A 23,953-nucleotide genomic window follows, 5' to 3' on the forward strand; every position below is an offset into this window, starting at 1 on the left:
CTACAGCGCCCCGAGCAGGGCACGGCAAGGAGCCCCGTCGGCCTGGTGCAGCCGCTGAGATAGCGTCCCGGAGACACCGCCCCCCAATCCACATCCTTCAGGATTAGGCACCCGGGCAATTCCTGGTGACAATGGGCTCAATGCTCGGGGGCACTGCGGCGGCGGCGGGGTGCTTTCCGGTTGATTGACAAAGGCCAGCCATAAGGGATATCTTGTGGTAAATAGGCAACATCTTTTTCCTCCGGGTGAGTATTCTGAGAGGAGGTCGTGCCCGTGTTCAAGAAGGTGCTCGTGGCCACCGACAGTTCGGAAAACGCCCAGACCGCGGTCGAGTACGCGAGTAAACTCCTGAAGTATCACCCCGAAGCCCAGGTGGTCCTGCTGAACGTGTACAAGATTCCGAACATCCGGGAGTATGACGCGCACGTGAGTATCGAAAACACCCTCCGCCGGCGGTCCCAGGACATCCTGGACAAGGCGGCCGGGGTTTTTGACACCCAGGATATTTCGGTGGAGAAGGTTTCCCTGCCGGGAGATCCCGGGCAGGTGATTGCCGAGTACGCCCGCGAGAACGGTTTTGACCACATTATTATCGGGGCCACCGGCCAGAGTCAACTGGGCGCCCTACTGTTCGGCAGCGTCGCCCGCAAGGTGACCCAACTGGCCCGCTGCCCCGTGATCGTTATCCGTTAGCACACCTGTATCAGCTGATCGCGATTTGCAGGAATTTGAAATGTTGTGCATATTGTTTGAAAATGTGCACCTGGAATGTGAAATAGATGCTCTTCAGGATCCTGAATTAAGTGCGTCGGGCAAATATATTGACACAAAGCAGTTAATGTGCTATCTTCAAGCTGGAGTTTGACCCGACCTCAGGATCGGGTACTCCCGGTGAAGTCTGCCGGGAATTTCCCACCCTTGACATACCCGAGGATATTGCTTAAATAAGGCAGTCGGTATTGAAAAGCAACTTCCGACCTCCCCGGCCAGTCTGAGCCGGGGAGGTTTGGTTTTCTCGTTCCTAAAAAATCTCTTAGGAGGCGCTGTCAGGTTATGGCTCTGCACAAAAAGATTAAAGCGGGGCAAACCCCGCAAGAACAAGATGCCGAAGTGCCGGGGAAAGAAAAGTTCATCGTCGGTTTTGACGAAGTACGGGTGCAAGACCTGGCCTTGGTCGGGGGCAAGGGCGCCAATCTGGGCGAACTCGGCCACATCCCGGGCTTAAGCGTCCCACCCGGTTTCGTGGTCACCACCACCGCCTACCGCCGGTTTCTGGAGGCCGATCCCGAATTGCGGACCTTCATTCTCTCTCACCTGGAGGGGCTGACCTTCGCCTCCCAGGATTTCGTTTCTCTGGTGTCCCTGGCCGGGCGCCGGATCCGCGACCGAATCAAAAGCCCGCAAAGCACAATTCCGCCGGAGATCATCAGCCAGTTGAGTGCGGCGTACCGCCGGCTCGCCGCGGACTCCGGACGTGAAGACGTCCCGGTGGCGGTACGCAGTTCGGCCTCCGCCGAAGACCTGCCCGACGCCTCCTTCGCCGGCCAGCAGGACACCTACCTGAACGTGCGGGGGGAGGCGGCGGTCGTGGACGCCGTGCGTCGCTGCTGGGCCTCCCTGTTCACCGACCGGGCGATCAGCTACCGGCTGGAGAAGGGGTTCGACCCTCTCGAGGTGGAAATCGCAGTGGTTGTCCAGCGGATGATCCGGAGCAAAAAGTCGGGCACGGCGTTCAGCGTCGATATCGAAACCGGTTGGAATGCCAGGCACGGCACCACCGCCGGGGTGGTCTACCTGGAGGCCGGCGAGGGGCTGGGCGAGGCCATCGTCAGCGGCCGGCAGACCCCGGACCGTTTCCTGCTGGCCGTCTCCCCCACCGGGGAAATCGTTATCTTGGACAAACGGCTGGGCGGAAAGGAAGAGATGGTAATCTACCGGGACGAACCCGGGGGCGGCACCCAGACAGTTCGGGTGCCCGAGGAACTGCGGCGGCGGTTTTCAATCACCGACGACCAGGCCCGCGAGGTCGCCCGGGCGGTACTGGCCATGGCCGACCACTACCGCGATATCCGGGACGTGGAGTTCGCCTTCGATGACCAGGACCGGCTCTGGATCACCCAGTCACGCCCGGAAACGGTGTTCGCCGTCAAGGCCGCCGGCGTGATCGAACAGAAGAAAAGAATGGTACGCCCGGAAATCGCCCGCACCGCCGAGGTCCTGTTCACCGGCGTGCCCGGTTCCGGAGCAGCGTGCGGCCGGGTGGTGCTGATCGACGCCAAAGAACCTGAGGAACTTTCCGCCCAGATGAGCCGGGTCCGGGACGGCGACATCCTGTGCGCTGAGTTCACCACCCCGGACATGGTTCCCGCGATGAAGATCGCCGGCGGGTTTATCACCGCCGTGGGCGGCACCACCTCCCACGCCGCGATCGTAGCGCGCGAACTCAGAAAACCGGCGGTGGTGGGCGTGGGTAATGAACTGCTGGAGCGGATGCGGCTTTTGCAGGCGGAGGCCCTGCGCCGGGGCGAAGAGCTGACCGTGACCGTCGACGCGAACGCCGGCCGGGTATACGGGGGCCGGTTCCCCCTGGATGAAGTCCTAGTGGAGACCGGGGACAACGTAGACATCGACCGGCTGCCAGCGATCAAGACGAAGGTGGGGCTCATCGTCGCCAACCCGGCGGTGGCGCGGATGTTCCCGGTGGCCCGCTATCCCGGGCACTACGGGGTCAGCCTGATGCGGGCGGAGTTCGCCCTGGCCGACATCGGGGTACACCCGCAGGCCCTCCTCGCCTACGATCAGGGCGAGTTCGAAGCCGGCGGACGCTTCGAAAGCCAGGTCCAGCTACGAAAGTCCATCACCGAGCGCCTCCGGGGGTACTCCAGCGGCCGGCAGTTCTACGTGGAAACGCTCGCCCGGGCCATCGCCGCCATTGCGGCCACCCAGGCCCCGGACCAGATCGTGATCTACCGGACCACCGACTTCAAGACCAACGAATACCGTGAGATGCTGGGCGGCTTCCTGTTCGAGCACGAGGAGCCGAACCCGATGCTTGGTTTCCGCGGCGAGGGCCGCATGATCGATCCCGAGTACGCCGACGTGTTCCGCTGGGAACTGGAGGCCTTCAAGGCGGCGCGGGACATGGGCTACAAGAATGTCGCCCTGATGCTCCCGGTGGTTCGCACGCCCGGAGAACTCGAGCGGGCCCTGGACTTCCTGGCCGCCGAGGGCCTTGAGCGCGGCCGGGACGAGCTCCAGATCGGGATAATGGTTGAAGTGCCCTACAACGCCTTCGACCTGGAGTCGTTCCTTCTGGATGCGCAGGGCGGCAAGCGGGTCGACTTCATTTCCATCGGCTCCAACGACCTGACTCAGTTCACCCTGGCCACCGGCCGGGACAACGACCGGATGCGCGGGGTTTTCGACGAAACGGACCCGGCCGTCCTGAAGGCCCTGGAAACAGTAATCACCACTGCCCGGAAACTGGGAGTCAAGACCGGGCTTTGCGGGCAGCGGCCGTCTAACGACCCCGCCTTCGCCGCGAAGCTCGTTCAGTTGGGTATCGAATCGATCGGCGTGGCCGACACGACTTACGTTCAGGTGATCCGGGCGGTGGCCGGGGCGGAAGCCGCACTCCGGGAGGCTGCCGCCGGGAGCGGCCGTCCCAAGTCGGCGAGATCCACAAGCGCCCCGCCGCACCGCTTCTCGTCCCGGATTGCGGAGTTGCCCTGCCGCCGGGTTCGGGCCCGCGAAGTTCTCACCGCCCTCGGACGGCACCCGCGGCACTTGGCCCTGACAGAACCGGAACCGGAAAAGCTGTACACGCGCCATTTCTGCGAGGCGCTTTTGGCGGCGGCCGAAGGGGCCCGGCCGGACCAAGCCCTGGTATACAGCACGAATGACCTGGACGCGCCCGGCTTCCGGAGTCTGGAAGGCGGTGCCCGGTTCGAGTCCCCGGACGAGAACCCCCTGATGGGATTCTCCGGCATGGCGCGTCTCACCGACCCCGAGTATGAACCCTTCTTCCGCTGGGAACTCCGGGCGCTGAAGAAGGCGGCCGGCGAGGGTCTGCCCTTCCGGCTGGAACTCACCCAGGTGCGCACCCTGAAGGAACTGGACCGGGCCCTGGCAATCATCACCGAAGAAGGGTTGGAGGATTTGCCGGTGGGCCTGGAAATCGGCATCCCCTCGAACGTTCTGCTGGCCGACCAGTTCCTGGGGCGAAAACTCCATTTCGCCAGTATCAACGAGGAAAAACTTGTTCGGTACCTCCTGGCCGCTGACCCGGCCAACTCGAGGCCCCTGGTGCCCGCACACGAAGTCCGCGAGGCCCGGAAAAAACTGCGCTGCTTCCTGGAACGGACGGTCGCGGAGCACGGCTTGTTCCTGTTCGCGCAGTGACCGCCCCCGCCCGGCGGCGCCGGCCCTGACGAGCTTGAGGGGCGGTTTAGGGGTGTCCGGGGTGACCGAGGTCTCTTTGATCGGCTCCGGGATCGGGTTGCGGATTTCGCCGATCAGGTTCAATGGGTGTCGGATTGTCTGGCGGTTTCCGCCGGTCCCGGGCGGCCGACGTCGTTGTCGAGCATACGGGCGAACATGGCCGCCAGGGCCCGCTTTTCGCTTTCATTGCCCTGTTCCCAGAGTTCCTTGATCAGACGCTGTTCCCGGTTGCCGGGGTCGAAGTGGTCGGCCAGCACCCCGCCGATCCGGTAAGCCAGTTCTTCTACGTATCTATCAGGCACTCCAACCGCCTTGGCGGCGTGCACCGCCGTCCCGAGGAGCCGCTTCCAGTCGTGCCATTCGACATCCGTTTCCACTCGGAAATCACCTCAAAGCGCAATCGGGCGAAAGCGCCCCATTTCATTGTGCCCCAAGGACGGATTATCATTCGGCGGCGGACCGTCCGGTAAACCAAATTGGGGCTTCTGCGGCATAAACCGGTCTTGCCCGGCAAAAACTAGCGAGAAAAACCCGATTCACCCTGTGCGTGGCACAACCGGGCTCACGTGGGCTTTTTGGGAGGTTGAACCTTGCGCCGTCCAGAGGATGTTCGGAATATTTTTATATTTTTCTGCCACGGCGGCTGCGGCCAGCACCTGGTTTTCCGAAGCGCCGTTGAGTGGCGTAATCCTGGTCACTACGGGCCTCCCGGTCGTAAGGGTACCGGTCTTGTCAAAGACCAGCGCGTTAACCCGGGCAACCGGCGCCTTTTTCCCGGAACGAATAAGGGCCTTGTCGTCCAACCGGATTTCCTCCACCGGGACGGAAACGGGGTATATTGTGGTTTGAGTAGTTGGCGCAGAAAAAGCCCTGGGCTCGAACTACCTGGAGGAGAAAGCCGGCCCGGTACGGGCCGGCTTTTCCTGTGCTCAGCCTTTCGGTTTTAGGCAACAATCTGATAGTATTCCCGGAACTCCCGGCACAACGGGTTTTCAAGGACGAGACGCGCCAGACGTGCATCAAACTGGCGGTCACAACCCCTTAAGACTTCCTCAGCGCACTGCTCCCAGGACAGCGCCTTCCGGTAGGGCCGGTCGGTAAGCATGGCGTCAATGGCATCACAAACGGCTATAATCCGGGAACCCAAAGGAATGGCCGTACCCGCCAGGCCTGACGGATAACCGCCGCCGTCCCACCGCTCGTGGTGGTGCAGCACGATGCGGGATACTTCCACCAGTGCCGGAGAAGAACGCAAGATGGCGCTCCCCAGAACCGGATGCGTCTGTACGGTTTTCATCTCCGACTCCGTCAACCGGCCGGTCTTGAAGAGGATGGCATCGGGGATGCCGATTTTCCCGATATCGTGCAGGTGGGCGGCGATGTGCAGGGTTTCCAGGCCCTCCCCGGCCAGTCCGGCGGCGGTGCCAAGCTGTACCGCCATATCGGCCACCCGTGACGAATGCCCGGCGGAGTAACGGTCCCGGGTATCCAGGGCCGCCACCAGGCATTCTATGGTGTCGTGATAGACATCGTACAAGTCGGGTTTTGGTTTGGTTGTGAAATCGATCGCACCGTACCTAATCGCTTTTAGAGCGACCAGTATCCGCAAAGCCCATCTCCCCATTTCCGGAGTCTCTCTACAGTTGCCGGACCTGACGGTCCCACATTCAAGATAAGATAAACCTGGTAAGACACTATCAGCTCCAGTTATGTGAACCATCCGCCTCAGGCTCCCTTGGCCCGGCCGGGACAATCTTCGGCGCAGCAACCATTGCACAAAACCCGGTCCATTTCGCTTTTGATGTGGCACCAGGCACGACGCGCGAAGACAGTCCGGCAAGGTCCATTCCGATAGGTTCCCTTGATCTTCCGGGCCAACCCGTGGTTCACATAATCCGTCAAGACGAGCACGACATCCACGTTTTGGTTAACCTTAAGCTCCAGGTAGCCTTTTTTTCGCCCGGAAACGTGCCGGATATCTTTGAATCCAAGACGGCGCAGGTTGTCCAAAATGTTGCCCAGCCTGTCTCCGCCGATGATAAGAATAGACACCCTTTCACCTTCCCATTGAGTAATAGGGTTTTAATAATGTTAGTGTTGTCTAACTTTATATGATCAGTTTATCTGACCCGGCTGAGTTTGTCAATCAGAATCCGGAAAAAAAGAAAAGATTCCGCGAACCCGTAGCGGTCCCCCGTACTGTCCGGCAGCACGAATACAGGAGGGGTTTGCCACCCCTCCTGCACTACCGGAGTCTTTTCTCCGTAGACCCTCTGTTGGTTCAGGCCGACTGCCGTTCCGGATATGCTTCAGTCGGTCCGGATAGACTATGCCCGGGTTCCCCGCCGGCGATTACTGCCCAGACCGGTCCCGGTCGTCCGGGCGGTGCTTGTCGGCGCACCCGCACGCGCCGCAGCCGCAGCCGGATGACGAACCGTCTTGCGGTTTCATCTTGCTCCGCACCTGGAAACCGATCAGCACAACCGCCGCGAGGCCGATACCGATGATAACCGCCGTTTCCACGTTTTATCCTCCGATCCTCAACAAAAGTTCTGGCGCCAACCCGGGTTAACCCAGGCCGAATAGCCGCCCGCCCTGGTAAACCAGGAAGGCCATTATCCACCCGAGCACCAGGCTGTACGCTACCGCGAAACCGGTCCAGCGCCACGAATTGGTCTCTCTTTTGATGGTGGCGATGGTAGCCGCGCAGGGGATGTAAATGAGGGACATGACCATAAAAGCGTAGGCCGAGAGCGGCGTCCAGTAGGTCTGAACGGCCGCGGCCAGCCCCTCCTCCCCGATGCCGTAAACCACACCAAACGTACTGACCACGACCTCCTTGGCCAGCAGGCCGAAGATGAGAGCGGCCGCCGCTTCCCAGGTGCCGAATCCGAGCGGCGCAAAGACCGGCGCCAGGAAACCGCCGATGGCGCCCAGATAGCTCTCCCGGCCGGCGAACTCCACGCCAGCGGGCAGACTGGCCAAGACCCAGATAACGATGACGACCGAAAAGATGATCGTCCCGGCCCGCTTGATAAAGGCCCAGCCCCGCTCCCACATGTGGATGAGCACCCCTTTGAGGGTCGGCACCCGGTAAGGGGGCAGTTCCATCACGAAGGGCGATACCTCGCCCTTGAACAGGAAGCGCTTGAACAAAACGCCCATAACAATCGCCAGGACGATCCCGAGAAGATACAGGGAAAAGATGATCAGGCCCTGATAGGCGGCGAAAAAGACGCCCACAAAAAGCACGTAAATCGGCAGCCGGGCCGCGCAGGACATGAGCGGGGTGATCAGGATAGTAATCATCCGGTCACGCCGGTTCTCCAGGGTACGGCAGGCCATGATCGCCGGCACGTTGCAGCCGAAACCGATAAGCAGCGGGATGAAGGACTTACCATGGAGCCCCAAGCGGTGCATGAAACGGTCCATGACATAAGCCGCGCGCGCCATGTACCCGCTGTCCTCAAGCAGGGAAATGGCGAAGAAAATCAGGAAGATCGGCGGGATGAAGACCAGCACCGCGCCGACGCCCGCGATGATGCCGTCGGCCACCAGGGAAGCGATCAGTTCGTTGGCGATGAGCGCTCCGGCACCCTCGCCCAGCCACACGAAGAACTCATCCACGTAACCACTCAGCGGACCGCCCAGGGCAAAGGTGAATTGGAACACCGCAAACATGGACAGAAAGAAAATCGGCATGCCGAGAAGGCGGTTGGTCACCACGCGGTCGATCCGGTCGGAGGCGGACAGGCGGTCCTCGGCGGTGCTCTTGCGGGTTACCGTCTCCCTGATCAGCCCGCCGATGAACCCGTAGCGCCGGTCGGCGAACAGGGATTCCGGGTCCAGCCCGGTTACACTCTCAATATGCGCGGCCACCTCGTCACGCAGCTTAATGATCTCGCCGGCCTCCGGTGATTGCATCACCCGGCCGTAAATGCCTTCGTCGCCTTCCAGCAGCTTGACGGCTACCCAGCGGGCGGGCAGGTGCCTGACCGTCTCCACCCCGGTCAGGGCTGCCTCCAGCTTGGCAATGCCAGGCTCGGCCTCTTTGCCGTAGTCTATCGTGAAGGCCCGGCCCGGTCCTTTCCCGGCCGCACTGACCGCCGCAGCGACCAGTTCGGAAGTGCCCTTGTTGCGCACGGCCACAGTGGGCACCACGGGCACGCCCAGGATTCCGGCCATTGCCTCCAGATCAATCCTAATCTGCTTCTTTTCAGCCTCGTCAAACATGTTCAAGGCAATAACAACGTTAGCGCCCATTTCCATGAGCTGAACGGTGAGGTACAGATTGCGCTCCAGATTGGAGGCATCGACGATGTTGATCACCAGATCCGGTTCCCCGGAGAGGATGTAGTTCCGGGCCACCGCCTCGTCCTCCGAGAAGGCCCCCAGGCTGTAGGTGCCCGGCAGGTCGACCACCCGGATGACCAGATCGTCCCGGATATGCCTGCCTTCCTTTTTCTCGATCGTTACCCCCGGCCAATTCCCTACGTGCTGCCGCGCCCCGGTCAGGTTATTAAACATCGAGGTCTTACCGGAATTCGGGTTGCCGGCCAGACCAACGGTAATCTCCTTAAGTGCTTTCGCCGTGCCGCTTGCCTGCATCATTTCGCTCCCTTCGTGAAATGTCGGCCTTTCGCTATTTGACTGACGATCAACCGTCCAGTTCTTCCACCATAATCTTCTGTGCGGCTCCCCGGCCCAGTGCCACCCGGCCGTCACCAAGGGAAATGATCAACGGGCCGCAGGGTTGGCTCTGCACAATCCTTACCACGCTGCCCCTGACGAACCCCAGTTCGCCCAACCGCCGGCGGAGTTCCTTTCCGCCGACCACATCCCGCACGACGGCCTCCCGGCCCGGCGTAAGAAACCCCAAAGGCAATACCGCATTCAACACCTAACTCACCTCCACCGTCACCGCCTCGGCCTCTTGCCGGCGCAGGGTCAGGCTGTAACCCTTTACCAACACTTCGATCGGGTCGCCCAAGGGCGCCATCCCTTTCAACGTGATTTCGGTACCGGGTACCAGGCCCATTTCCAGAATACGCCGCCTGAGAAGACCGGAACCAACCACACTGACGATCCTCCCGCCTTCCCCGGGCCGGAGCTTGTTCAGCGTCTTCGCCTCTTTCGCCTCCATTCCCGCCTTACCCCTTAAAAGATAAGTGTACATAACAATCTACTATAACCTTAATAATATTAGATATATCTAATATTTAATGACAGACTATCCCACCGGCGCAGGATTGTCAATAGGCATCTTACACAGTCCAATTTACCTCTTTTGTTGACCCTTCTTTAGCAACGATCCCACGCCTTGGGCTGCCTCAGTCAGCAATCTTAAACAAGAACCCCCGGGGAGAGACCTGGCATCCCCGGGAGTCCGCCGTCCAGTGGGTCAACTACAAAAGCCCTATCGACCATCGGGTGTGCTCGTTTTACCCAGTTGCTGTGCTAATTGGAATACTTTTGAAACTTCCTAGTTCAAGCATATGCGACCGGTCATCTGAGATGATATACTCTGCCCCACCAACATAGGCAGCCCAGAGAAAAGAATCATCTTCCCTATCTTTAGATACCGCAGGCCAATCGTCCGGCATCTCCTTAAATTTACCTCAAATTTTCTCTACAACGACACCAGACAATAGAAAAAGCAAGGCCTCCCAGGTCGGGAAGCCCTGCCATTACTATCTTTTTTGGAGGCGGCGGGCGGAATTGAACCGCCGAATAACGGTTTTGCAGACCGTCGCCTTAGCCACTTGGCTACGCCGCCCCTATGAAATTCAATTTACCACAACCAGCGGCAAGTTTCAAGGTGCTACCGGGCTCAGTCCGTGTCAAGACTTAGTAGGCGATCTCCCAGCCGATTTAATTTGAATTAGACCGTAGACCACCTCGGTGAACTAATCTCTCTTACTATGTGCTTGACCCAGTGTTTTCCGGCGTGCGGTCCTTCAAGGGCGGGCACGTTGGCTTGAAGCCAGGCCTCGGGATCTTTGCCGAAGCGTTTGGGCAGTTGGATTGCCTCGGCTCCGACAGCCTTTTTCAGTAGGTCGAACCGTTCCGAGTGTACCGCGTATCTGTCCAGCTCATCATTAGCCCGTACCGCTAACAGGCGTCCCATCCGTTCCGCACCGGCCGGGCTCCAACGCGCCCCAATCCGCTTTGTTCGCCTGGCGATGGTGTGACGGACCTGGCCCTCGATCGCACCTAAACGGTCTCCCTCCGGCAAGGCGGCGATACCTTGCCAGTTAGCCAGGAGATACTCCTTAAGCCGCATGATCCCGTTACGGCGTGCACCCCGGTTGACCCGAATCGCCTGGTCCAAGGCGGAAACTACCGCATCTTGGTTTAGCTCGGCTAACCCTTCGGTGACAGTTTCATAGACGTTGCTGCTGTAACTTAAAGCCTCGGTTAAACGCCGGCGCAGGTGGAAGGGGTCAAGGTGGTAAGTCGCCCCGGGGAACATCTCCAGGCCTTGTTTGATCCACTCGGCGCCGTCCCCACCAATGCGGATCCGCTCTACCCTGCTAAGGTCCCACTTGTGGCCGAAGGCCGCCCCGGTGTCTTCCCAAGCCACCCGGCTGCCCCTGGCGGTGGCCACCGTGTAACGGTTCACCAGTTTCCGGGTCTTTTGTTCCCTGCCCTCGTAGCCGATAAACAGCTTGATCTCACCAAACGCCTTGGGCGACCGCTGCAAGGGTATTACTACACCATCGGCTTCAATGGATAACTCCCGAACCTCCTTGCCGCCTTCAGGAACCACACCGTCTTCAAAGACGGCCTCGCGTAGTGCCTCAGCATCCCGGGCGGCCTTTTCTCCAGCATCCTGAACCTTAGACCAGACGGTCATCCAGTGAATCCCCGGTACTAGAAAACCCATAACCCGGGCCGCGCGCCTGAAGGGCATCTCCGTGCCTAGCTCCAGGATCATACGGGTCATCCGCGGTGTCACCCGTTGGCGTTCAGGGATTCCCAAGGCTTCGTCCAGAAGGAACCGGTACGCGCCGGTCTTCTGGTTACGGTACAGTCGGCGCTTAACCGTAATCTCACCGAAGCTGGTGACCAGGGTCCGCGACCGCTGTCCCACGTTCTTGAGGGCTGGATCCCGCTTGCCGCTTAACTCAAGGTCAATGTGTGCCAGCGCCTCCTCCAGCATTTTGCCGCCTGCCTGTTGAACCAACCGCTGCACCCGCTCTTCCAACTCATCCACATCGCGCACCGACCTGAACACCTCAAAAATTCCCTTGGCCAGAAACAGGACTACCTCAAGCAGAAAGCGAATCTTGAACATGAGACCTCACTCCTTTGGCGGGGAGGGCTTCCCCTCAGGGGAAGCCGTTTTGAGGTCTCACTTCTATTTCCGACCTCACATCTCCTACTTAAACCTTACACTCACCCGGGCTCACTGCTGTTCAGTTGCTGTTCCTAATCCCTATTCTCCAGGCAAACCCGCAAACCCTTGACCAGTTGGTGTTCGTCGAAAGAAAACATCCACACCTCACCCCCCGTGCCGAAACCGGTATCACCTGTAGCATACCGCACCGCGGGGGCGCCGGGCAATTTCGCCTTGTATCTCCCCCGAGTTCGACAGTTCCGGGCCATTTTCTAGGCATTCGGAAAACTAAAACCCAGTAATATCAATACTTTGCGGGCTCAGGCATTGCGTAAATCCAAAAAAGGCATAGATATACGTTTTGATAAGTTGGGTATTGTCGAATCACTGGTACACGTGCTACAATATAGATATGTATATCCGCACTACCGTCCGCAAGAACAAAAACGAAACCCAAACCTGCTACGTGCAACTGGCCCACAATACTTGGAACCCTGAAACACGTCGTTCCGAGGTCCAGGTGCTCTACAACTTCGGCCGTGCAGAAAACGTGGACCGCGCGGGCCTGGAGCGCCTGGCCCGGAGTATTTGCCGCTACCTGGGGCCGGATGAGTTGCTGCGCTTTGAAGCCCGCCGCAACTACGGTACGGAATTCGGGTTTGAAAGTTCCAAGCCCTTCGGTGGCGCCTGGGTACTGCAAGGACTATGGAAACACCTGGGTGTGGACCGGATTCTTACGCAACTGCTCAAAGAACGCAAGTTCCAGAGCCCGGTGGAACGGACCATTTTCGCCCTGGTGGCCAACCGGGCCCTGGCTCCCATGAGCAAGCGCGCCGTGGAAGAGTGGGTGGCCCAGGACGTATACATCCCGGACTTGCCGGAGATCCCGCTCCACCACCTCTACCGGGCCATGGACTTCTTGCTGGAGGCCGAGGAATCCTTGCAGTACCAAGTCTTTTGTCAAGTCAGCCATCTCTTTAATCTGGAGGTGGACCTTTTGTACTTTGACACCACCTCCACTTACTTCGAGATCGAAACCGAAGATGACGAGGGTTTAAGGCGTAAGGGTCACTCCAAGGACTCCCGGCCGGATCTGCCCCAAGCGGTGATCGGTCTCGCGGTGACCAGGGACGGTATCCCGGTACGCTGCTGGGTATGGCCGGGCAACACCGCCGATATGTCCGTGGTCCAGGAGGTCAAAAAAGACCTCGTGGGCTGGAAGCTTGGCCGGGTGATCACCGTCCTGGACCGCGGCATGGCTTCCGAGGAGAACCTGCGCTATCTGCAAAGGGCCGGCGGCCACTACATTGCCGGCGAGCGCATGCGGGCCGGCAAGAACACGGTGGAAAAGGCGCTTTCCCACCCGGGCCGCTTCAAGACCGTGCGCGACAACCTGGAGGTCAAGGAGATCGTCATCGGCGACGGCGAGGCCAGCACCCGCTACGTCCTGGTCCGCAACCCCGAGGAGGCCGAGTGGGACAAGGCCAAGCGCGAAGAGACCCTGGACAAACTCAAGCTTGAGTTGGCCCGTATCGGCGAACTAAACGGTGCGCCCCACACCAAGGCGGTCTGCAGTATCATCGCTCACCCCACCTACGGCCGCTACCTCAAGACCGACAAGCGCGGCCAACCCCGGATCGACAAGGACAAGATCAAGGCCGAGGAACGCCTGGACGGCAAGTACCTCCTGCGTACTTCAGATGACACCCTCGCCCCGGAGGACGTGGCCCTCGGCTACAAGCAGTTGCTGCAGGTGGAGGATGCCTTCCGCACCCTGAAGAGCACCCTGGAGCTGCGGCCCGACCACCCTTCGGGTGGTACCCGCCACCGGCTGGAGGACCGCATCCGTGCCCACGTGCTGCTCTGCTGGTTGGCCCTGCTCCTGGTCCGGATAGCGGAGAACCAAACTGGACAGACCTGGCGCACCATCCGTGCACACCTGCAGCGAATGCACGTGGGTGAGTTCCAGTTCCCCACGGCACGTGTGCATCAGCGCACTGAAACAGAACCTGATCAACACCAATTGTTCAAAGCCCTGAAAATCCCCCAACCCCCGAAAATACTGAACATCACTACTTCTGACTGCCGGATAACCTAGATAAACACCTATAATTTTCCTATTCCCCCGGAGCCCTTGGGGGAAGCCTTGTTGTGCCATTGGTTTATCTAGCAGCTGTCGAACCCGGGTCTCCTTGTATCTTCTTTCCCCCGCGACCGCCGCCGGAAAAGAAAAACGCCCGCTGGAGCGGGCACGTGACAGGAAAAGTCCCATATTTGTTTGACAGGAGGGGAATTTCTACTTGACAGGGACGTAGTCTTGGGCCACGATTTCCTGGCCTTCGGGGCCCAGGCAGAAGTCAATGTATTCCTTGACCAGTCCGGACGGTTCTCCCCTGGTCAGGTACAGGAACGGGCGAGATATTTTGTAGGTGCCGTTCCGGATGTTCTCCGCTGTGGGCGCAACGCCGTCCACTTCAACCGTCTTGACAGTGGTATCCAGGTATCCTATGGAGGTGTAACCGATTGCGTTCGGATTTCCGGCTACGGCCGCCTTGACCCCGCCGCTGGACGGCTGGACGATCGCCCGCACCGAGATCCTCGCCTCCTTACCCATCACCATTTCCTCAAAGGCACCCCGGGTGCCGGAGCCTTCTTCGCGGGTAACCACCGCAATCGCTTTGTCCCGGCCGCCGACCTCCTTCCAGTTGGTGATCTCTCCGGCGTAGATCCTCTTCACCTGCTCCAGGGTCAGGCCGGACACCTCGTTCGACGGGTGGACAATGACCGCGATCCCGTCGCTGCAAATCTGGGTTTGGTGCACCTGGGCCGCCTCGTCATCCTTTAATGGCCGCGAAGAGGCACCGATGTCCGCAATCCCGTCGATCGCCGCCTTGATTCCCTGACCGGATCCGCCGGCCTGCACACTGACCGTCACCTTAGGATGTTTGGCCATAAACGCCTTGGCCAGTTCCTCGGAAACCGGCTGGACCGAAGTTGAACCGGCGATGGTGATCGAGCCCTGCAGTTCGCCGCCGGCGCCCGGAGTCGGGGCCGGGGGCGCGGCCTGCTGCCCGCCGCCGCAGCCCGCGAGCACGGAGACGGCAAAAAGCGTCAGGACCAAAACAATCATCCACTTGGACTTGAACATTTCACTACTTTCCTCCTTGATTTGTCCTTGGAGTTATTGGACTATTTACCTTTTGGGCTTGGGGGCCCAGCAATCCGAAAACGTCAGCTATCCCCCCTCCCCATACCCTGCGGTGGAGCCTAAAACCTTTCCTCGAAACTACTATAACGCCTTCGTGTTAAGACCGGGTTACGCCCTGGTTAAAATTACATTAATTATTTGTAGGAACTCCCGCCCCGGAGGGCTTGGGCCAGTTCCAGGGGCAGGCCGGCCCGAAGCACACCGGCGGCGGTCGCCTCCACGTCATAGGGCACCCGGACGACCCGCACCCCTGGGCCGGCGCCGAAGTCCACCAGGACATAGCTGCTTCGGGGATCGCCATCCCGGGACTGGCCCACGCTACCGGCGTTGACTACGTGCCGGCCTTCAAACCGCCGGTGGTAGGGCCGGTGGGTGTGCCCGACGATCAGGACGCCGGCTGGCCACTCCCGGAAGATTTCCCGCAGCACATCAGGGGCGGCGTCTTCGTACAGGTACTCGTTGATTCGCCGGGGGCTGCCGTGCACGAGCAGAACATCGTGGGCACCGGCCTGGAACCGGAGTCTCGCCGGCAGTCCGCGCAAATACTCTTTGTTTTCCGCGCCCAGTTCCCTAACGGTCCAGGCCAGGGCGGCGGCGCCCACCGCCATGCTCTCCGGGTCGGGGTAGTCGCAACCGCAGACCAGCCGGGCGTTGGCCGCGGCTTCGTCGTAATTGCCCTGTACGCCGCGGATATCGAGGGTCCGGATCCGCTCCACCACTTCGTTCGGGTGGGGTCCGTAGCCGACCAGGTCACCGGCGCACAGGATCTCGTCCACGCCCTCTCTTTCGATATCCCGCAGCACGGCCTCCAGGGCATGCAGGTTGGCGTGAATGTCGGAAATGACGGCGATTCGCATTCGCTCCCATCCCTCGTTCTAGCCTTTCCGGATTCCCAACCGTTTGGCCACCATACGGTGCATGAGGTAGGTGGCGGTGAGGTTGACGATCAGGATCAGGATAATCAGCACACAAGCGGTGGCGTAAGCGTTCTCCCGGGAAATACCCTCGGTAACCAGAATGTACAGGTGCAGCGGCAGGCTGCGGGCCGGATCCATGATCGAAGTGGGCACCGTGAGCGAACTGCCGGCGGTGAGCAGGATGGCGGCGGTTTCCCCCGCCGCCCGGCCCAGGGCCAGGATGATGCCGGTCAGGATTCCGGGCAGGGCTGCGGGCAGGACCACCAGGGCCACCGTCTGCCACTTGGTGGCACCCAGGGAAAGGCTGGCTTCCCGGTAATCGTTCGATACGGCCTTGATCGACTCCTCGGTGGTCTTGATGATCGTCGGCAGGATCATGAACGCCAGGGTCAGGCCCCCGGACAGGACCGACCAGCGAAAACCACAGAAAATCACCAGGAAGGCGAACCCGAACAGCCCGAAAACGATTGACGGCACGCCGGCCAGCGTGTCCACCCCGAAGCGGACGATCCGCACGAACGGGCCCTTCCGGGCGTACTCGGTCAGGTAGGTGGCCCCCAGGATTCCGAGCGGGGCGGCCACGGCGAGCGCCAAGCCGACCAGCCAGGCGGTGCCCATGATGGCCGGGAAAATGCCGCCCGCCCGCCCCATGTCCTCGGGGTAGGCCAGCAGGAAGTGCAGGTTCACGCGTCCGATCCCGTGATAGAAGATATGCGCAAAAATACCGAAAAGACTGCCGAAGACCACCAGGATCGACAGGTAAAGGAACCCCTTGACGGCCAGTTCCTCGACTTTCAACGCCAGTCTCATCTCGGAGCGCATCTTCAGGTCCCCATCCTTTTAGGCAGCAACAACAAAAACATATTCAATAAGATTATGACCATAAAAAGAACCACACCGGTGGCAAAAAGGGCCCGGGTGTGATCACCAAAAGCGTAGCCCATCTCCAGGGCAATGTTGGCGGTCAGGGTGCGCACCGGGTCGAGGATCGAGTGTGGGAGGGCCACCACGTTGCCCACAACCATGATCACGGCCATCGTTTCGCCGATCGCCCGTCCCATGCCCAGGACAACAGACGCCACGATGCCCGGTCGCGCGGTCGGCAACAGCACTTTCTTGATGGTCTGCCAGTGGGTCGCACCCAGTGAGAGTGAACCTTCCTTGTAACTCACGGGCACGGCCCGGATGGCGTCCTCCGAGATGCCGATGATCGTGGGCAGGATCATCAGGGCCAGCACCAGGGCGCCGGCAAGCACGCTGAAACCCCAGCCGCCCAGGTTGTCCATGATAAAAGGCACCAGGACGACCACCCCGAAAAAACCGTAGACCACCGAGGGAATTCCGGCCAGCAGCTGCACGGCCGGCCGGATCAGACGGGCGAACCAGCGTGGGGCGTATTCGGCCAGATAAACCGCGCAGGCCAGGCCCACGGGCACGCCCAGGATAAGCGCGCCAATGGTTACGTAGAAAGTACCGACAATCATCGGGAAGACGCCGAATACCCCCTGCAGGGGCGACCAGTCCCTCCCGAACATGAAATCCAGACCGTGGCCGGAGAGGATGGGAAGGCCTTCAAGCAACACAAAGGCCCCGATCAAAAACACGATCAAGACCGCCGCGGCCGCGCTGCCCAAAAGACACTTCTCGACTATGCGCTCGTACCAACGCCGACTGATCGCTGATCCCCTCCCAGGCAACTTCATCCTGGGACTGATTGTACCGAAGCGATGTTAAAGATAAGTTAAGAAGAGGTTAAATTCCGGTTAAGAAAACACTAAAGAGGCTATCTCAATAAGCCTCCTCAGAATGGGCGCCTGTTTGATTTCAAACCCGTGGCTTCATGCTCGCTCGCGGTGCTGTTCGGGAACGGGTACCGCTCGGAAAATGTGTTCCAGGTAGGCCCGGGGACCACGCTCCTCTTCCTGCAGGATGCGTCTTTCCACATCTCGCAAGCGATGCAGCATCTCGTCCCGGCGGCCCTGCACGTGGTAGAGCTGCTCCAAAAGCTGCCGCCGCTCCCGGAGCATATCGGCCAGGACACTCCGGTAATGACCCATGTATTACCACCTCCTTTTTGTTATTCTAACAATACTACAATATAATAATACTACTACAATTCCCCGCCGCCGTGAAATTCATTAGAGTTGCCGCAGACCCCGAAACCGGGAGAACAGATCGGCAAAGCGCAGCAATATAAGGCTTTGCTGATTTAGGGGCGCTTTCACATCTCTTTGGACTCTGCCTTCGATTGTACCAGGTACTCGGCCGCCTCCGCGCTCATAAACTCCTCGTAAGAATAATGGTCCTTTTCGGCTTCCTTAGCCACCTTAAGCGTTTGATTGGGCGGGAACTTCATGTTGGTGGGACAAGGAGTATAAACCTGCACATAGGTAGGCCCGAGTTCACGGGCAATAAGGATCGCGTTCCTGATCGCCCGCCCGACCTTGTGCGGACTGGCCACCGTCACCCGTACACCGTACACGCAGCCCGAAACCTTGGCCAGTTCGAAAACCGGTATCTTGGGGAAATGCTTGCCCCGGGGCGCCATGTTGAGCACCTGCCCCTGCCTACTCATACCGCTTTCCTGCCCCCCGGTATTGGCGTACACTTCGTTATCCAGCATTACGGTGGTGATCTTCTCCCGCCGAAACCAGGAATGGAGAGTCAGGTCGAGTCCGATGTCGGCTATGCCCCCGTCACCGGCCACCACCACCACGTCCTTGTGTACGTGAGGAAAACGGATCTCAAGCATTCTTTTCAAGCCGGTGGCCACGGCGTTTTGATTGCCGAAGGCGGTGTTGGAGTAATTCAGGGCCGTCTGGATCAAGGCAAAAAACGAGCATCCGGGCGTGCCAACGATAAGCGTGTCCGCCGGGGAGGGCAAAGCCGCGGCCAGAAGCCGAATCGCCAGGGCCACCCCACAACCGGCACAATGCGGGTGTTCATCCACGATCTCTTTGAAAGTGCCCAGATCCCGCACAAAACGGCGCTCGTTGTAAGGACCGTGGGCCACCAGGTCCTTATATTCCTGGGGCAGGAGTTCCGCGAATTCCGCAACCGGCGTAATGATCTTGATGGACATTGGCTCCTCCTTGCTAAATCCGGGCCCCTGAACCAGGCTGCTTTGTTCCGGACCTATCCAAAGCGCTCCTGACCTCGTTGACTATCAACTCCGTCGGCATGGTCATGCCCCCGAACACCCTGGGGCCGCCCACCACCCTCCGGTTGTTGTCAATCGAAGCCTTGATCTCCCTGGCCAGCCAACCGCCGATATTGAATTCGGGTACCACGATCAGGTCGGCGTGGGCCGTGGCGGCCGCAATCTCGCGCGCCGGAAAAGGCCTGATCGACTTGATCTTGATCAGACCCACCCGTATACCCCCAGCCTTCAATACCTTGATCGCCTCCCGGCTCTGCGACACCGCCGTGCCCGAAGCGGCCAGGAAAATGGTGGCGGCAGGATCATCCACCTCCAGAAGCCCGCCCATATACCGCCGGATGTGCTTGCGGGCCCGCTCGGCCGCGGCCGCGATCTCCTGATGCCAGCTGGCATTGGCCGCGTAGCTGATGAAGTTGCTCTTGTTGAGCAGCGGATCTCTGACCATCCGGATGGGGGGGGTCTCCATGTCGAACGTCGGAACCGGCGCCCGCCGGGGATCGTAGGCGGGCAGCTTTAGATCGTCAGGGGGCAGCGCCACCATGCTCCGGGTGTGGGTGACGAAGAACCCATCGACGAACACGCCCACCGGCAGATGGACGTCCGGTTGCTCCGCGATCGCGTAGGCCTTCAGAATCATATCGAAGAAATCCTGGGCATCCTCGGCGTGAAACATCAGCATACCGACGTCCAGGAGCATGGCCATCTCGATGTTTTCCGGTTGAATGGAGGGCGGCAAAGATACGCCCCGGCACATAAAGGCGCAGACTATGGGCTGCCTCGACCCGGTCCAAACCGGAAACATCTCCATCGCCCGCAGGGTTCCGGGGCCGGAGGTGGCGGTAAAAACCCGGCCGCCACCCAGGGAGGCGCCGTGCACGGCAGCCATAACCGCGAACTCGTTTTCGCCCCGGTAGTAATCCCTCAAGTAACCCTGGGCGTACAAATCCCCGACCAGGTGCATGCTTTCGCTCTGCGGGGTGATGGGATAAGCGATGGCCATGTCCACATTAGCACGCTTGACCGCTTCGGCCACCGCTTCGCTGCCCGTGATGAAAACCTGTCTCCTGGGTGCTTCCCAAAACAGGTACTCCGGGTCCACTTCGCGTTGTAATCCGGCCATTTCCCTTCCGCAACCCCTCCTTCCACACTATGTGGGCGCACCGGCGCCGGAAAACGCCATGCTGATCGGCTCGGCGTGCCGCAGGTGCAAGCGGGTAACCGCCGTACGGGGATCACACGGACCACTCTGGAAGGCGGGCGCTGGACTCTTAATCCCAGCCGGCCCCGGGAGGAGCGACCCGTTCTCTTAATTACTAATTACCGCTGATCCTAAGCGCCTCTTCGGGGCACACGGACGCGCACAAACCACAGCCCTTGCAGCGGTGCTCGTTCACCGTCACGTGCTTTTCCTCCTGAATAAAGGCCAGCACGTTCGGATCCGGACACGACAGGATGCAGAGCTTGCAGCCGCTACACTTCTCCACTTCCACTTTTACGGTAACGTACACGGCTCGACTCGCCCCCTAACACTCTAATAATGATACTTACTGACGCTGCCTTGGGCCGCCGCCACGACCGCCATATTTTTCTCGATCAGCTGTGCCAGACGGTCGAACTTGCTCTTCAGCACGTCGTCCAGTGCCGCCGTCGTGGCGGACGCCACGAATTTTCCGCCACCGAACCTTTCCGCGATCGCCTCCCGGATCGCTTCCTGAGAGACCAACGCCTCCACCGCCAACAGAGCCCCCAGCATGGCGATGTTTGTCGACAGGGCCGTCCCCCCCGCCTCCGCGGCCACTTGGGTGGCCGGCACGTAATACACTTCGGCCCCCAGATCTTTGAGCCCTGCCAACTCCTCCGCCCGCAAATCCAGTGGCTGGTCCGAGTTGATGATGATTTTCCCACCCCGCTGCAGGCCGGAGAAAAACGGCATAGTGTAGCACTTGCCCAGGGTAATCACGTGAGGGTGGAAAATCATGATGATGTTCGGAAAGAGCACCTCGCCCCGTTCCCAGATGTCATCCGTCGCAATCCGCACATAGCTCTCCGCCGGCGCCAGTCTTTTTTCAGCGCCGAAAAAGGGGTTGACCGAGCATTTGAGCCCGTCCTTCACGGCCGCCATACCCAGTATGTGCGCGGCTGTCACCACCCCCTGCCCGCCCAGGCCGGACATGCGGATGAACTTTCTACTGTTCTTCGTCATGTTGCTTCACCACCTCCAGTCGGGCCAGATAGGCCTCGGCCTCCGGCGAGACGTACTCGCGCACCTTGAAAATCCCTTCCTTCTGGCGGTCCCTGATCTTCTGCAAGACCTGCGCGGAAGGCCACTTGAAGTTCGTCGGGCAGGGGCAGAAAATCTGCACGTAGCTGGGGCCGATTTCACGGGCCACCAGGATGGCCCGCCGCACCACTTTTCCCAACCGCCGCGGCAGAGCCGGAGAAATCGTGGCCACGTAAGCGCAGCCGGCCTCGCGCGCGATTTCCGGAAGGTTCACCTTGGGAAACTTCTTTCCCAGGGGCGCCATGTTCAGCACCGCCCCCTGCGGCGACATCCCGCTCTCCTGGCCCCCCGTGTTGGCATAGACCTCGTTATCCAGCATGATGGTGGTGATCAGCTCGCGCCGAAACCACGACTGCATGACCATGTCCAGGCCGATGTCCACGGTCGCCCCGTCGCCCGCGATCACCGCCACGTCCTTGACCTTGTCCGGAAACCTGAGCCGGAGCGCCCGCTTGAGACCCGTGGCCACAGCGTTCTGGTTGCCGAACAGAGAGTGGATGTTCTGAACCGCCACCTGCGGGAAGAGCAGTGAGCTGCAGCCGGTCGACCCCACGATGACCGTGTCCTCAGGATTGGGCAATGAGGCCAGGATGAGGCGCAGAGCCAGGGCCTCGGCGCAGCCGGCGCACAGCGGGTGCTCCTCGATCAGCTCCTTGAACGTCCCCAGGTCTGAGATTCCGAGATCTCTCCCGTAGGGGCCGTTGGTCACCAGTTCCTTGTACTCGGCCGGCATCACGTCCTCAAATCCGGGCGAGATCTTGAACAACCCCTTGCTCAAGCGTAACACCTCCTGATCTGGTCCAGAATGAGGTCGGGCGGCATGGTCATTCCGCCAAACACCCGGGGGGCGTCGATCACCTTTGTGGTGTCCTCCACCACCGACTTGATCTCCCTGGCCAGCCAACCCACCCGGTTGAACTCGGGCACAATCAGCGCCCGCGCCTGCCGGGCCAGCGCCCGGAGTTCCTCCCGCGGAAAGGGACGCAGGCTTTTGAGCTTTACCAGCCCGACATCCAGGCCTTCCCGGCGGGCGGCGGCAACGGCCTCCCGGCCCTGGGACACCGCGGTTCCGGCGGCCACCACCAGTACTGCCGCCTCCGGATGTTCCGTATCCAAGAGCCCCCCCAGATAACGGCGCACATGCTTTCGCGCCCGCTCCTGCGCCGCCAGAATCTCCTGCTGCCAGGAGGCATGCGCGGCGTAACTGATGAAGTTGCTCTTCATAACGAACGGATCACGCATCTGCCGCACCGGGACGTTTTCCATATCCATCACCGGAACCGGCGCGGAATAGGGGTTGTAGGGCGGCAGTTTCAGGTCGGCTGGCGCCACCGCCACCTCTTCGCGCGTATGGGTGACGAAGAATCCGTCGGCGAAGACCCCTACCGGAATATGCACGTCGGTCTGCTCCGCGACCACGAACGCCTTCAGGATCATATCATACAGATCCTGTGCATTCTCGGCGTGAAACATCAATATGCCCGTGTCCAGCAGAAACGCCATCTCGATGGTATCCGGCTGGATGGTGAGGGGAGAATTGATCCCGCGGGTTAAAAAGGCACAGACGACCGGTAGCCGCGCCCCCGCCCAGGTTGGGAACATTTCGAAGGCCCGCAGGGTTCCGGGACCAGCCGTGGCCGTGAAAACCCGCACTCCTCCCATGGCGGCGCCGGCAACCGCCGCCATTACCGCGAACTCGCTTTCACCCCGGAAATACTCCTTCAAATACCCTTGCGCGTAGATGTCCCCCACCAGGTGCATCGACTCGGACTGCGGCGTGATCGGATATGAGATCGCCATGTCGACATTCGCCCGCTTGATCGCTTCCCTGACCGCCTCACTGCCCGTCATGAACCGCCGCTCCCGTTCCGCCTCGAAAAAAAGGTATTCCGGAGCCACCACTTGCTGCGTTGTCACGCCTTTACCACCTCCTGCGCATGTCTGATCCGGACCCCTAACCGGCGGCACCCGCTGCAGGCGCCTGGACCTGCGGGGACCTCGCCGCCGAGAGCGCCCTCGCCACCTCCGTCAACCGTTCCAGCTTCCCTGCATCAACATCCCGCAGCGTAATCATAGCATCCTCATGCCCCACCTCGCCGCACAGGGCGATGGTATAACAGTCGGTGCCCCCGCGAATGATTTTAAGCGCCAGGTTAGCGTAGTGACAGTGCACTCCTACGAAAACCCCCACGTCGATTCGGTTGTGCCAGATCGTCAGGTTGGGGTGGTTCGGATTGATCTCCACCGCCGGGTTGATCATCGGATACTTGGGCCGATAATCCGGCATGGGGATGGCGCGCGCCCCCACCGCCTCCATCAGTTTCAGTACCGCTCTCGCCTTCTCCACCGCCCCGTCCTTCCACGCCCACAAGATCTTCGGCCCCGGGAAAAACACCGGATTTCGCGCCGTTAACAGCTTCTCCGCGATTACCCGAAAGGCGTCCTCCTCCGGCACTACCCGGCCTTCCACCAGGGCCTCACCGCGCTGCGGCAGCTCCACCCCCATGGATGCCGCCGCAGGTGGCAGGTAGCCCTCCGGTCCGGGCCGCACCCAGTACTCACCCACTGCCATGGCCATCCCTCCTGGTATTTCTTAGTCCAACCACCC

The 23,953-nt window shown here is 60.4% G+C and carries 24 protein-coding genes and 1 tRNA gene; 3 read left to right on the plus strand and 22 right to left on the minus strand.

Annotated elements, in window-relative coordinates; all coding sequences use genetic code 11:
- Positions 1 to 273: 273 nt before the first annotated feature.
- Entirely contained in the window at positions 274 to 693 is a 420-nt protein-coding gene (locus DAUD_RS09835) for a universal stress protein (protein ID WP_012303012.1), read from the plus strand.
- A gap of 360 nt (positions 694 to 1,053) precedes the next feature.
- Entirely contained in the window at positions 1,054 to 4,401 is a 3,348-nt protein-coding gene (gene ppsA, locus DAUD_RS09840) for a phosphoenolpyruvate synthase (protein WP_012303013.1), read from the plus strand.
- Positions 4,402 to 4,520: 119 nt separating this feature from the next.
- On the opposite strand, the gene DAUD_RS09845 is transcribed toward ppsA, so the two are convergent.
- The 10 genes from DAUD_RS09845 to DAUD_RS09885 form a co-directional block, all read right to left on the minus strand.
- On the minus strand, positions 4,521 to 4,817 hold the full coding sequence (locus DAUD_RS09845) for a DUF3243 domain-containing protein (RefSeq protein WP_012303014.1): 297 nt from the start codon (positions 4,815 to 4,817) through the stop codon (positions 4,521 to 4,523).
- Between the two features lie 159 nt (positions 4,818 to 4,976).
- Complete coding sequence (locus tag DAUD_RS13020; RefSeq protein WP_333782399.1) at positions 4,977 to 5,138, minus strand: hypothetical protein; 162 nt, start codon at positions 5,136 to 5,138, stop codon at positions 4,977 to 4,979.
- Between the two features lie 245 nt (positions 5,139 to 5,383).
- Positions 5,384 to 6,049, minus strand: a complete 666-nt coding sequence (locus DAUD_RS09855) for an HD-GYP domain-containing protein (RefSeq protein WP_242647846.1) — start codon at positions 6,047 to 6,049, stop codon at positions 5,384 to 5,386.
- Positions 6,050 to 6,165: 116 nt separating this feature from the next.
- A complete protein-coding gene (locus DAUD_RS09860; protein WP_012303016.1) occupies positions 6,166 to 6,492 on the minus strand; it encodes a DUF2325 domain-containing protein in 327 nt (108 codons plus the stop codon).
- Positions 6,493 to 6,792: 300 nt separating this feature from the next.
- A complete protein-coding gene (locus tag DAUD_RS12580; RefSeq protein ID WP_166485181.1) occupies positions 6,793 to 6,963 on the minus strand; it encodes a hypothetical protein in 171 nt (56 codons plus the stop codon).
- 45 nt (positions 6,964 to 7,008) lie between these two features.
- A complete protein-coding gene (gene feoB, locus DAUD_RS09865; protein ID WP_012303017.1) occupies positions 7,009 to 9,051 on the minus strand; it encodes a ferrous iron transport protein B in 2,043 nt (680 codons plus the stop codon).
- A 46-nt stretch (positions 9,052 to 9,097) separates the two neighbouring features.
- On the minus strand, positions 9,098 to 9,340 hold the full coding sequence (locus DAUD_RS09870; protein ID WP_166485182.1) for a FeoA family protein: 243 nt from the start codon (positions 9,338 to 9,340) through the stop codon (positions 9,098 to 9,100).
- On the minus strand, positions 9,341 to 9,583 hold the full coding sequence (locus DAUD_RS09875) for a FeoA family protein (RefSeq protein ID WP_012303019.1): 243 nt from the start codon (positions 9,581 to 9,583) through the stop codon (positions 9,341 to 9,343).
- A gap of 557 nt (positions 9,584 to 10,140) precedes the next feature.
- Positions 10,141 to 10,216: transfer RNA gene (locus DAUD_RS09880), tRNA-Cys, on the minus strand.
- 105 nt (positions 10,217 to 10,321) lie between these two features.
- A complete protein-coding gene (locus DAUD_RS09885; RefSeq protein WP_012303020.1) occupies positions 10,322 to 11,737 on the minus strand; it encodes an ISLre2-like element ISCde3 family transposase in 1,416 nt (471 codons plus the stop codon).
- Positions 11,738 to 12,191: 454 nt separating this feature from the next.
- On the opposite strand from DAUD_RS09885, the gene DAUD_RS09890 reads away from it, so the two are divergent.
- Entirely contained in the window at positions 12,192 to 13,877 is a 1,686-nt protein-coding gene (locus DAUD_RS09890) for an IS1634 family transposase (protein WP_041570942.1), read from the plus strand.
- A gap of 198 nt (positions 13,878 to 14,075) precedes the next feature.
- Here DAUD_RS09890 and DAUD_RS09895 read toward each other — a convergent pair whose 3' ends face one another.
- The 12 genes from DAUD_RS09895 to DAUD_RS09950 form a co-directional block, all read right to left on the minus strand.
- Entirely contained in the window at positions 14,076 to 14,927 is an 852-nt protein-coding gene (locus DAUD_RS09895; protein WP_012303022.1) for a phosphate ABC transporter substrate-binding protein, read from the minus strand.
- 194 nt (positions 14,928 to 15,121) lie between these two features.
- A complete protein-coding gene (locus DAUD_RS09900; RefSeq protein ID WP_012303023.1) occupies positions 15,122 to 15,844 on the minus strand; it encodes a metallophosphoesterase family protein in 723 nt (240 codons plus the stop codon).
- 18 nt (positions 15,845 to 15,862) lie between these two features.
- Positions 15,863 to 16,726 carry a phosphate ABC transporter permease PstA gene (gene pstA, locus DAUD_RS09905; RefSeq protein WP_012303024.1) on the minus strand — a complete coding sequence of 288 codons (864 nt, stop codon included), beginning with the start codon at positions 16,724 to 16,726 and terminating at the stop codon, positions 15,863 to 15,865.
- 2 nt (positions 16,727 to 16,728) lie between these two features.
- Positions 16,729 to 17,601: a phosphate ABC transporter permease subunit PstC gene (pstC, locus tag DAUD_RS09910; protein ID WP_012303025.1), complete on the minus strand. Its 873-nt coding sequence runs from the start codon at positions 17,599 to 17,601 to the stop codon at positions 16,729 to 16,731.
- A gap of 141 nt (positions 17,602 to 17,742) precedes the next feature.
- Complete coding sequence (locus DAUD_RS09915; protein ID WP_012303026.1) at positions 17,743 to 17,961, minus strand: hypothetical protein; 219 nt, start codon at positions 17,959 to 17,961, stop codon at positions 17,743 to 17,745.
- Between the two features lie 164 nt (positions 17,962 to 18,125).
- On the minus strand, positions 18,126 to 18,986 hold the full coding sequence (locus tag DAUD_RS09920; protein WP_012303027.1) for a thiamine pyrophosphate-dependent enzyme: 861 nt from the start codon (positions 18,984 to 18,986) through the stop codon (positions 18,126 to 18,128).
- Between the two features lie 13 nt (positions 18,987 to 18,999).
- Positions 19,000 to 20,184, minus strand: a complete 1,185-nt coding sequence (locus DAUD_RS09925) for a transketolase C-terminal domain-containing protein (RefSeq protein WP_012303028.1) — start codon at positions 20,182 to 20,184, stop codon at positions 19,000 to 19,002.
- 193 nt (positions 20,185 to 20,377) lie between these two features.
- The gene (locus tag DAUD_RS09930; protein WP_012303029.1) at positions 20,378 to 20,572 is read right to left on the minus strand and encodes a 4Fe-4S dicluster-binding protein; all 195 of its coding nucleotides are present in this window, start codon (positions 20,570 to 20,572) and stop codon (positions 20,378 to 20,380) included.
- A gap of 23 nt (positions 20,573 to 20,595) precedes the next feature.
- The gene (locus DAUD_RS09935) at positions 20,596 to 21,267 is read right to left on the minus strand and encodes a 2-oxoacid:acceptor oxidoreductase family protein (RefSeq protein WP_012303030.1); all 672 of its coding nucleotides are present in this window, start codon (positions 21,265 to 21,267) and stop codon (positions 20,596 to 20,598) included.
- Positions 21,251 to 22,123: a thiamine pyrophosphate-dependent enzyme gene (locus DAUD_RS09940; protein WP_012303031.1), complete on the minus strand. Its 873-nt coding sequence runs from the start codon at positions 22,121 to 22,123 to the stop codon at positions 21,251 to 21,253. The genes DAUD_RS09935 and DAUD_RS09940 overlap by 17 nt, the downstream gene beginning before the upstream one ends.
- The gene (locus DAUD_RS09945) at positions 22,120 to 23,262 is read right to left on the minus strand and encodes a transketolase C-terminal domain-containing protein (RefSeq protein WP_012303032.1); all 1,143 of its coding nucleotides are present in this window, start codon (positions 23,260 to 23,262) and stop codon (positions 22,120 to 22,122) included. The genes DAUD_RS09940 and DAUD_RS09945 overlap by 4 nt, the downstream gene beginning before the upstream one ends.
- 37 nt (positions 23,263 to 23,299) lie before the next feature.
- Positions 23,300 to 23,917, minus strand: coding sequence for a carbon monoxide dehydrogenase beta subunit family protein (locus DAUD_RS09950; protein ID WP_012303033.1), 618 nt, complete (start codon positions 23,915 to 23,917; stop codon positions 23,300 to 23,302).
- Positions 23,918 to 23,953 lie beyond the last annotated feature (36 nt).

It is taken from the genome of Candidatus Desulforudis audaxviator MP104C (genome assembly GCF_000018425.1).
In the GTDB taxonomy this organism is placed as follows: domain Bacteria; phylum Bacillota; class Desulfotomaculia; order Desulfotomaculales; family Desulforudaceae; genus Desulforudis; species Desulforudis audaxviator.

Bases quoted from the DNA above. Each gene is read 5' to 3' on its own strand.
- pstA (WP_012303024.1), bottom strand. From the start codon at position 16,726: ATGCGCTCCGAGATGAGACTGGCGTTGAAAGTCGAGGAACTGGCCGTC.
- DAUD_RS09950 (WP_012303033.1), bottom strand. From the start codon at position 23,917: ATGGCAGTGGGTGAGTACTGGGTGCGGCCCGGACCGGAGGGCTACCTG.
- DAUD_RS09920 (WP_012303027.1), bottom strand. From the start codon at position 18,986: ATGTCCATCAAGATCATTACGCCGGTTGCGGAATTCGCGGAACTCCTG.
- DAUD_RS09875 (WP_012303019.1), bottom strand. From the start codon at position 9,583: ATGGAGGCGAAAGAGGCGAAGACGCTGAACAAGCTCCGGCCCGGGGAA.
- DAUD_RS09895 (WP_012303022.1), bottom strand. From the start codon at position 14,927: ATGTTCAAGTCCAAGTGGATGATTGTTTTGGTCCTGACGCTTTTTGCC.
- ppsA (WP_012303013.1), top strand. From the start codon at position 1,054: ATGGCTCTGCACAAAAAGATTAAAGCGGGGCAAACCCCGCAAGAACAA.
- DAUD_RS09935 (WP_012303030.1), bottom strand. From the start codon at position 21,267: ATGACGAAGAACAGTAGAAAGTTCATCCGCATGTCCGGCCTGGGCGGG.
- feoB (WP_012303017.1), bottom strand. From the start codon at position 9,051: ATGATGCAGGCAAGCGGCACGGCGAAAGCACTTAAGGAGATTACCGTT.
- DAUD_RS09925 (WP_012303028.1), bottom strand. From the start codon at position 20,184: ATGGCCGGATTACAACGCGAAGTGGACCCGGAGTACCTGTTTTGGGAA.
- DAUD_RS09900 (WP_012303023.1), bottom strand. From the start codon at position 15,844: ATGCGAATCGCCGTCATTTCCGACATTCACGCCAACCTGCATGCCCTG.
- DAUD_RS09885 (WP_012303020.1), bottom strand. From the start codon at position 11,737: ATGTTCAAGATTCGCTTTCTGCTTGAGGTAGTCCTGTTTCTGGCCAAG.
- DAUD_RS09915 (WP_012303026.1), bottom strand. From the start codon at position 17,961: ATGGGTCATTACCGGAGTGTCCTGGCCGATATGCTCCGGGAGCGGCGG.
- DAUD_RS09890 (WP_041570942.1), top strand. From the start codon at position 12,192: ATGTATATCCGCACTACCGTCCGCAAGAACAAAAACGAAACCCAAACC.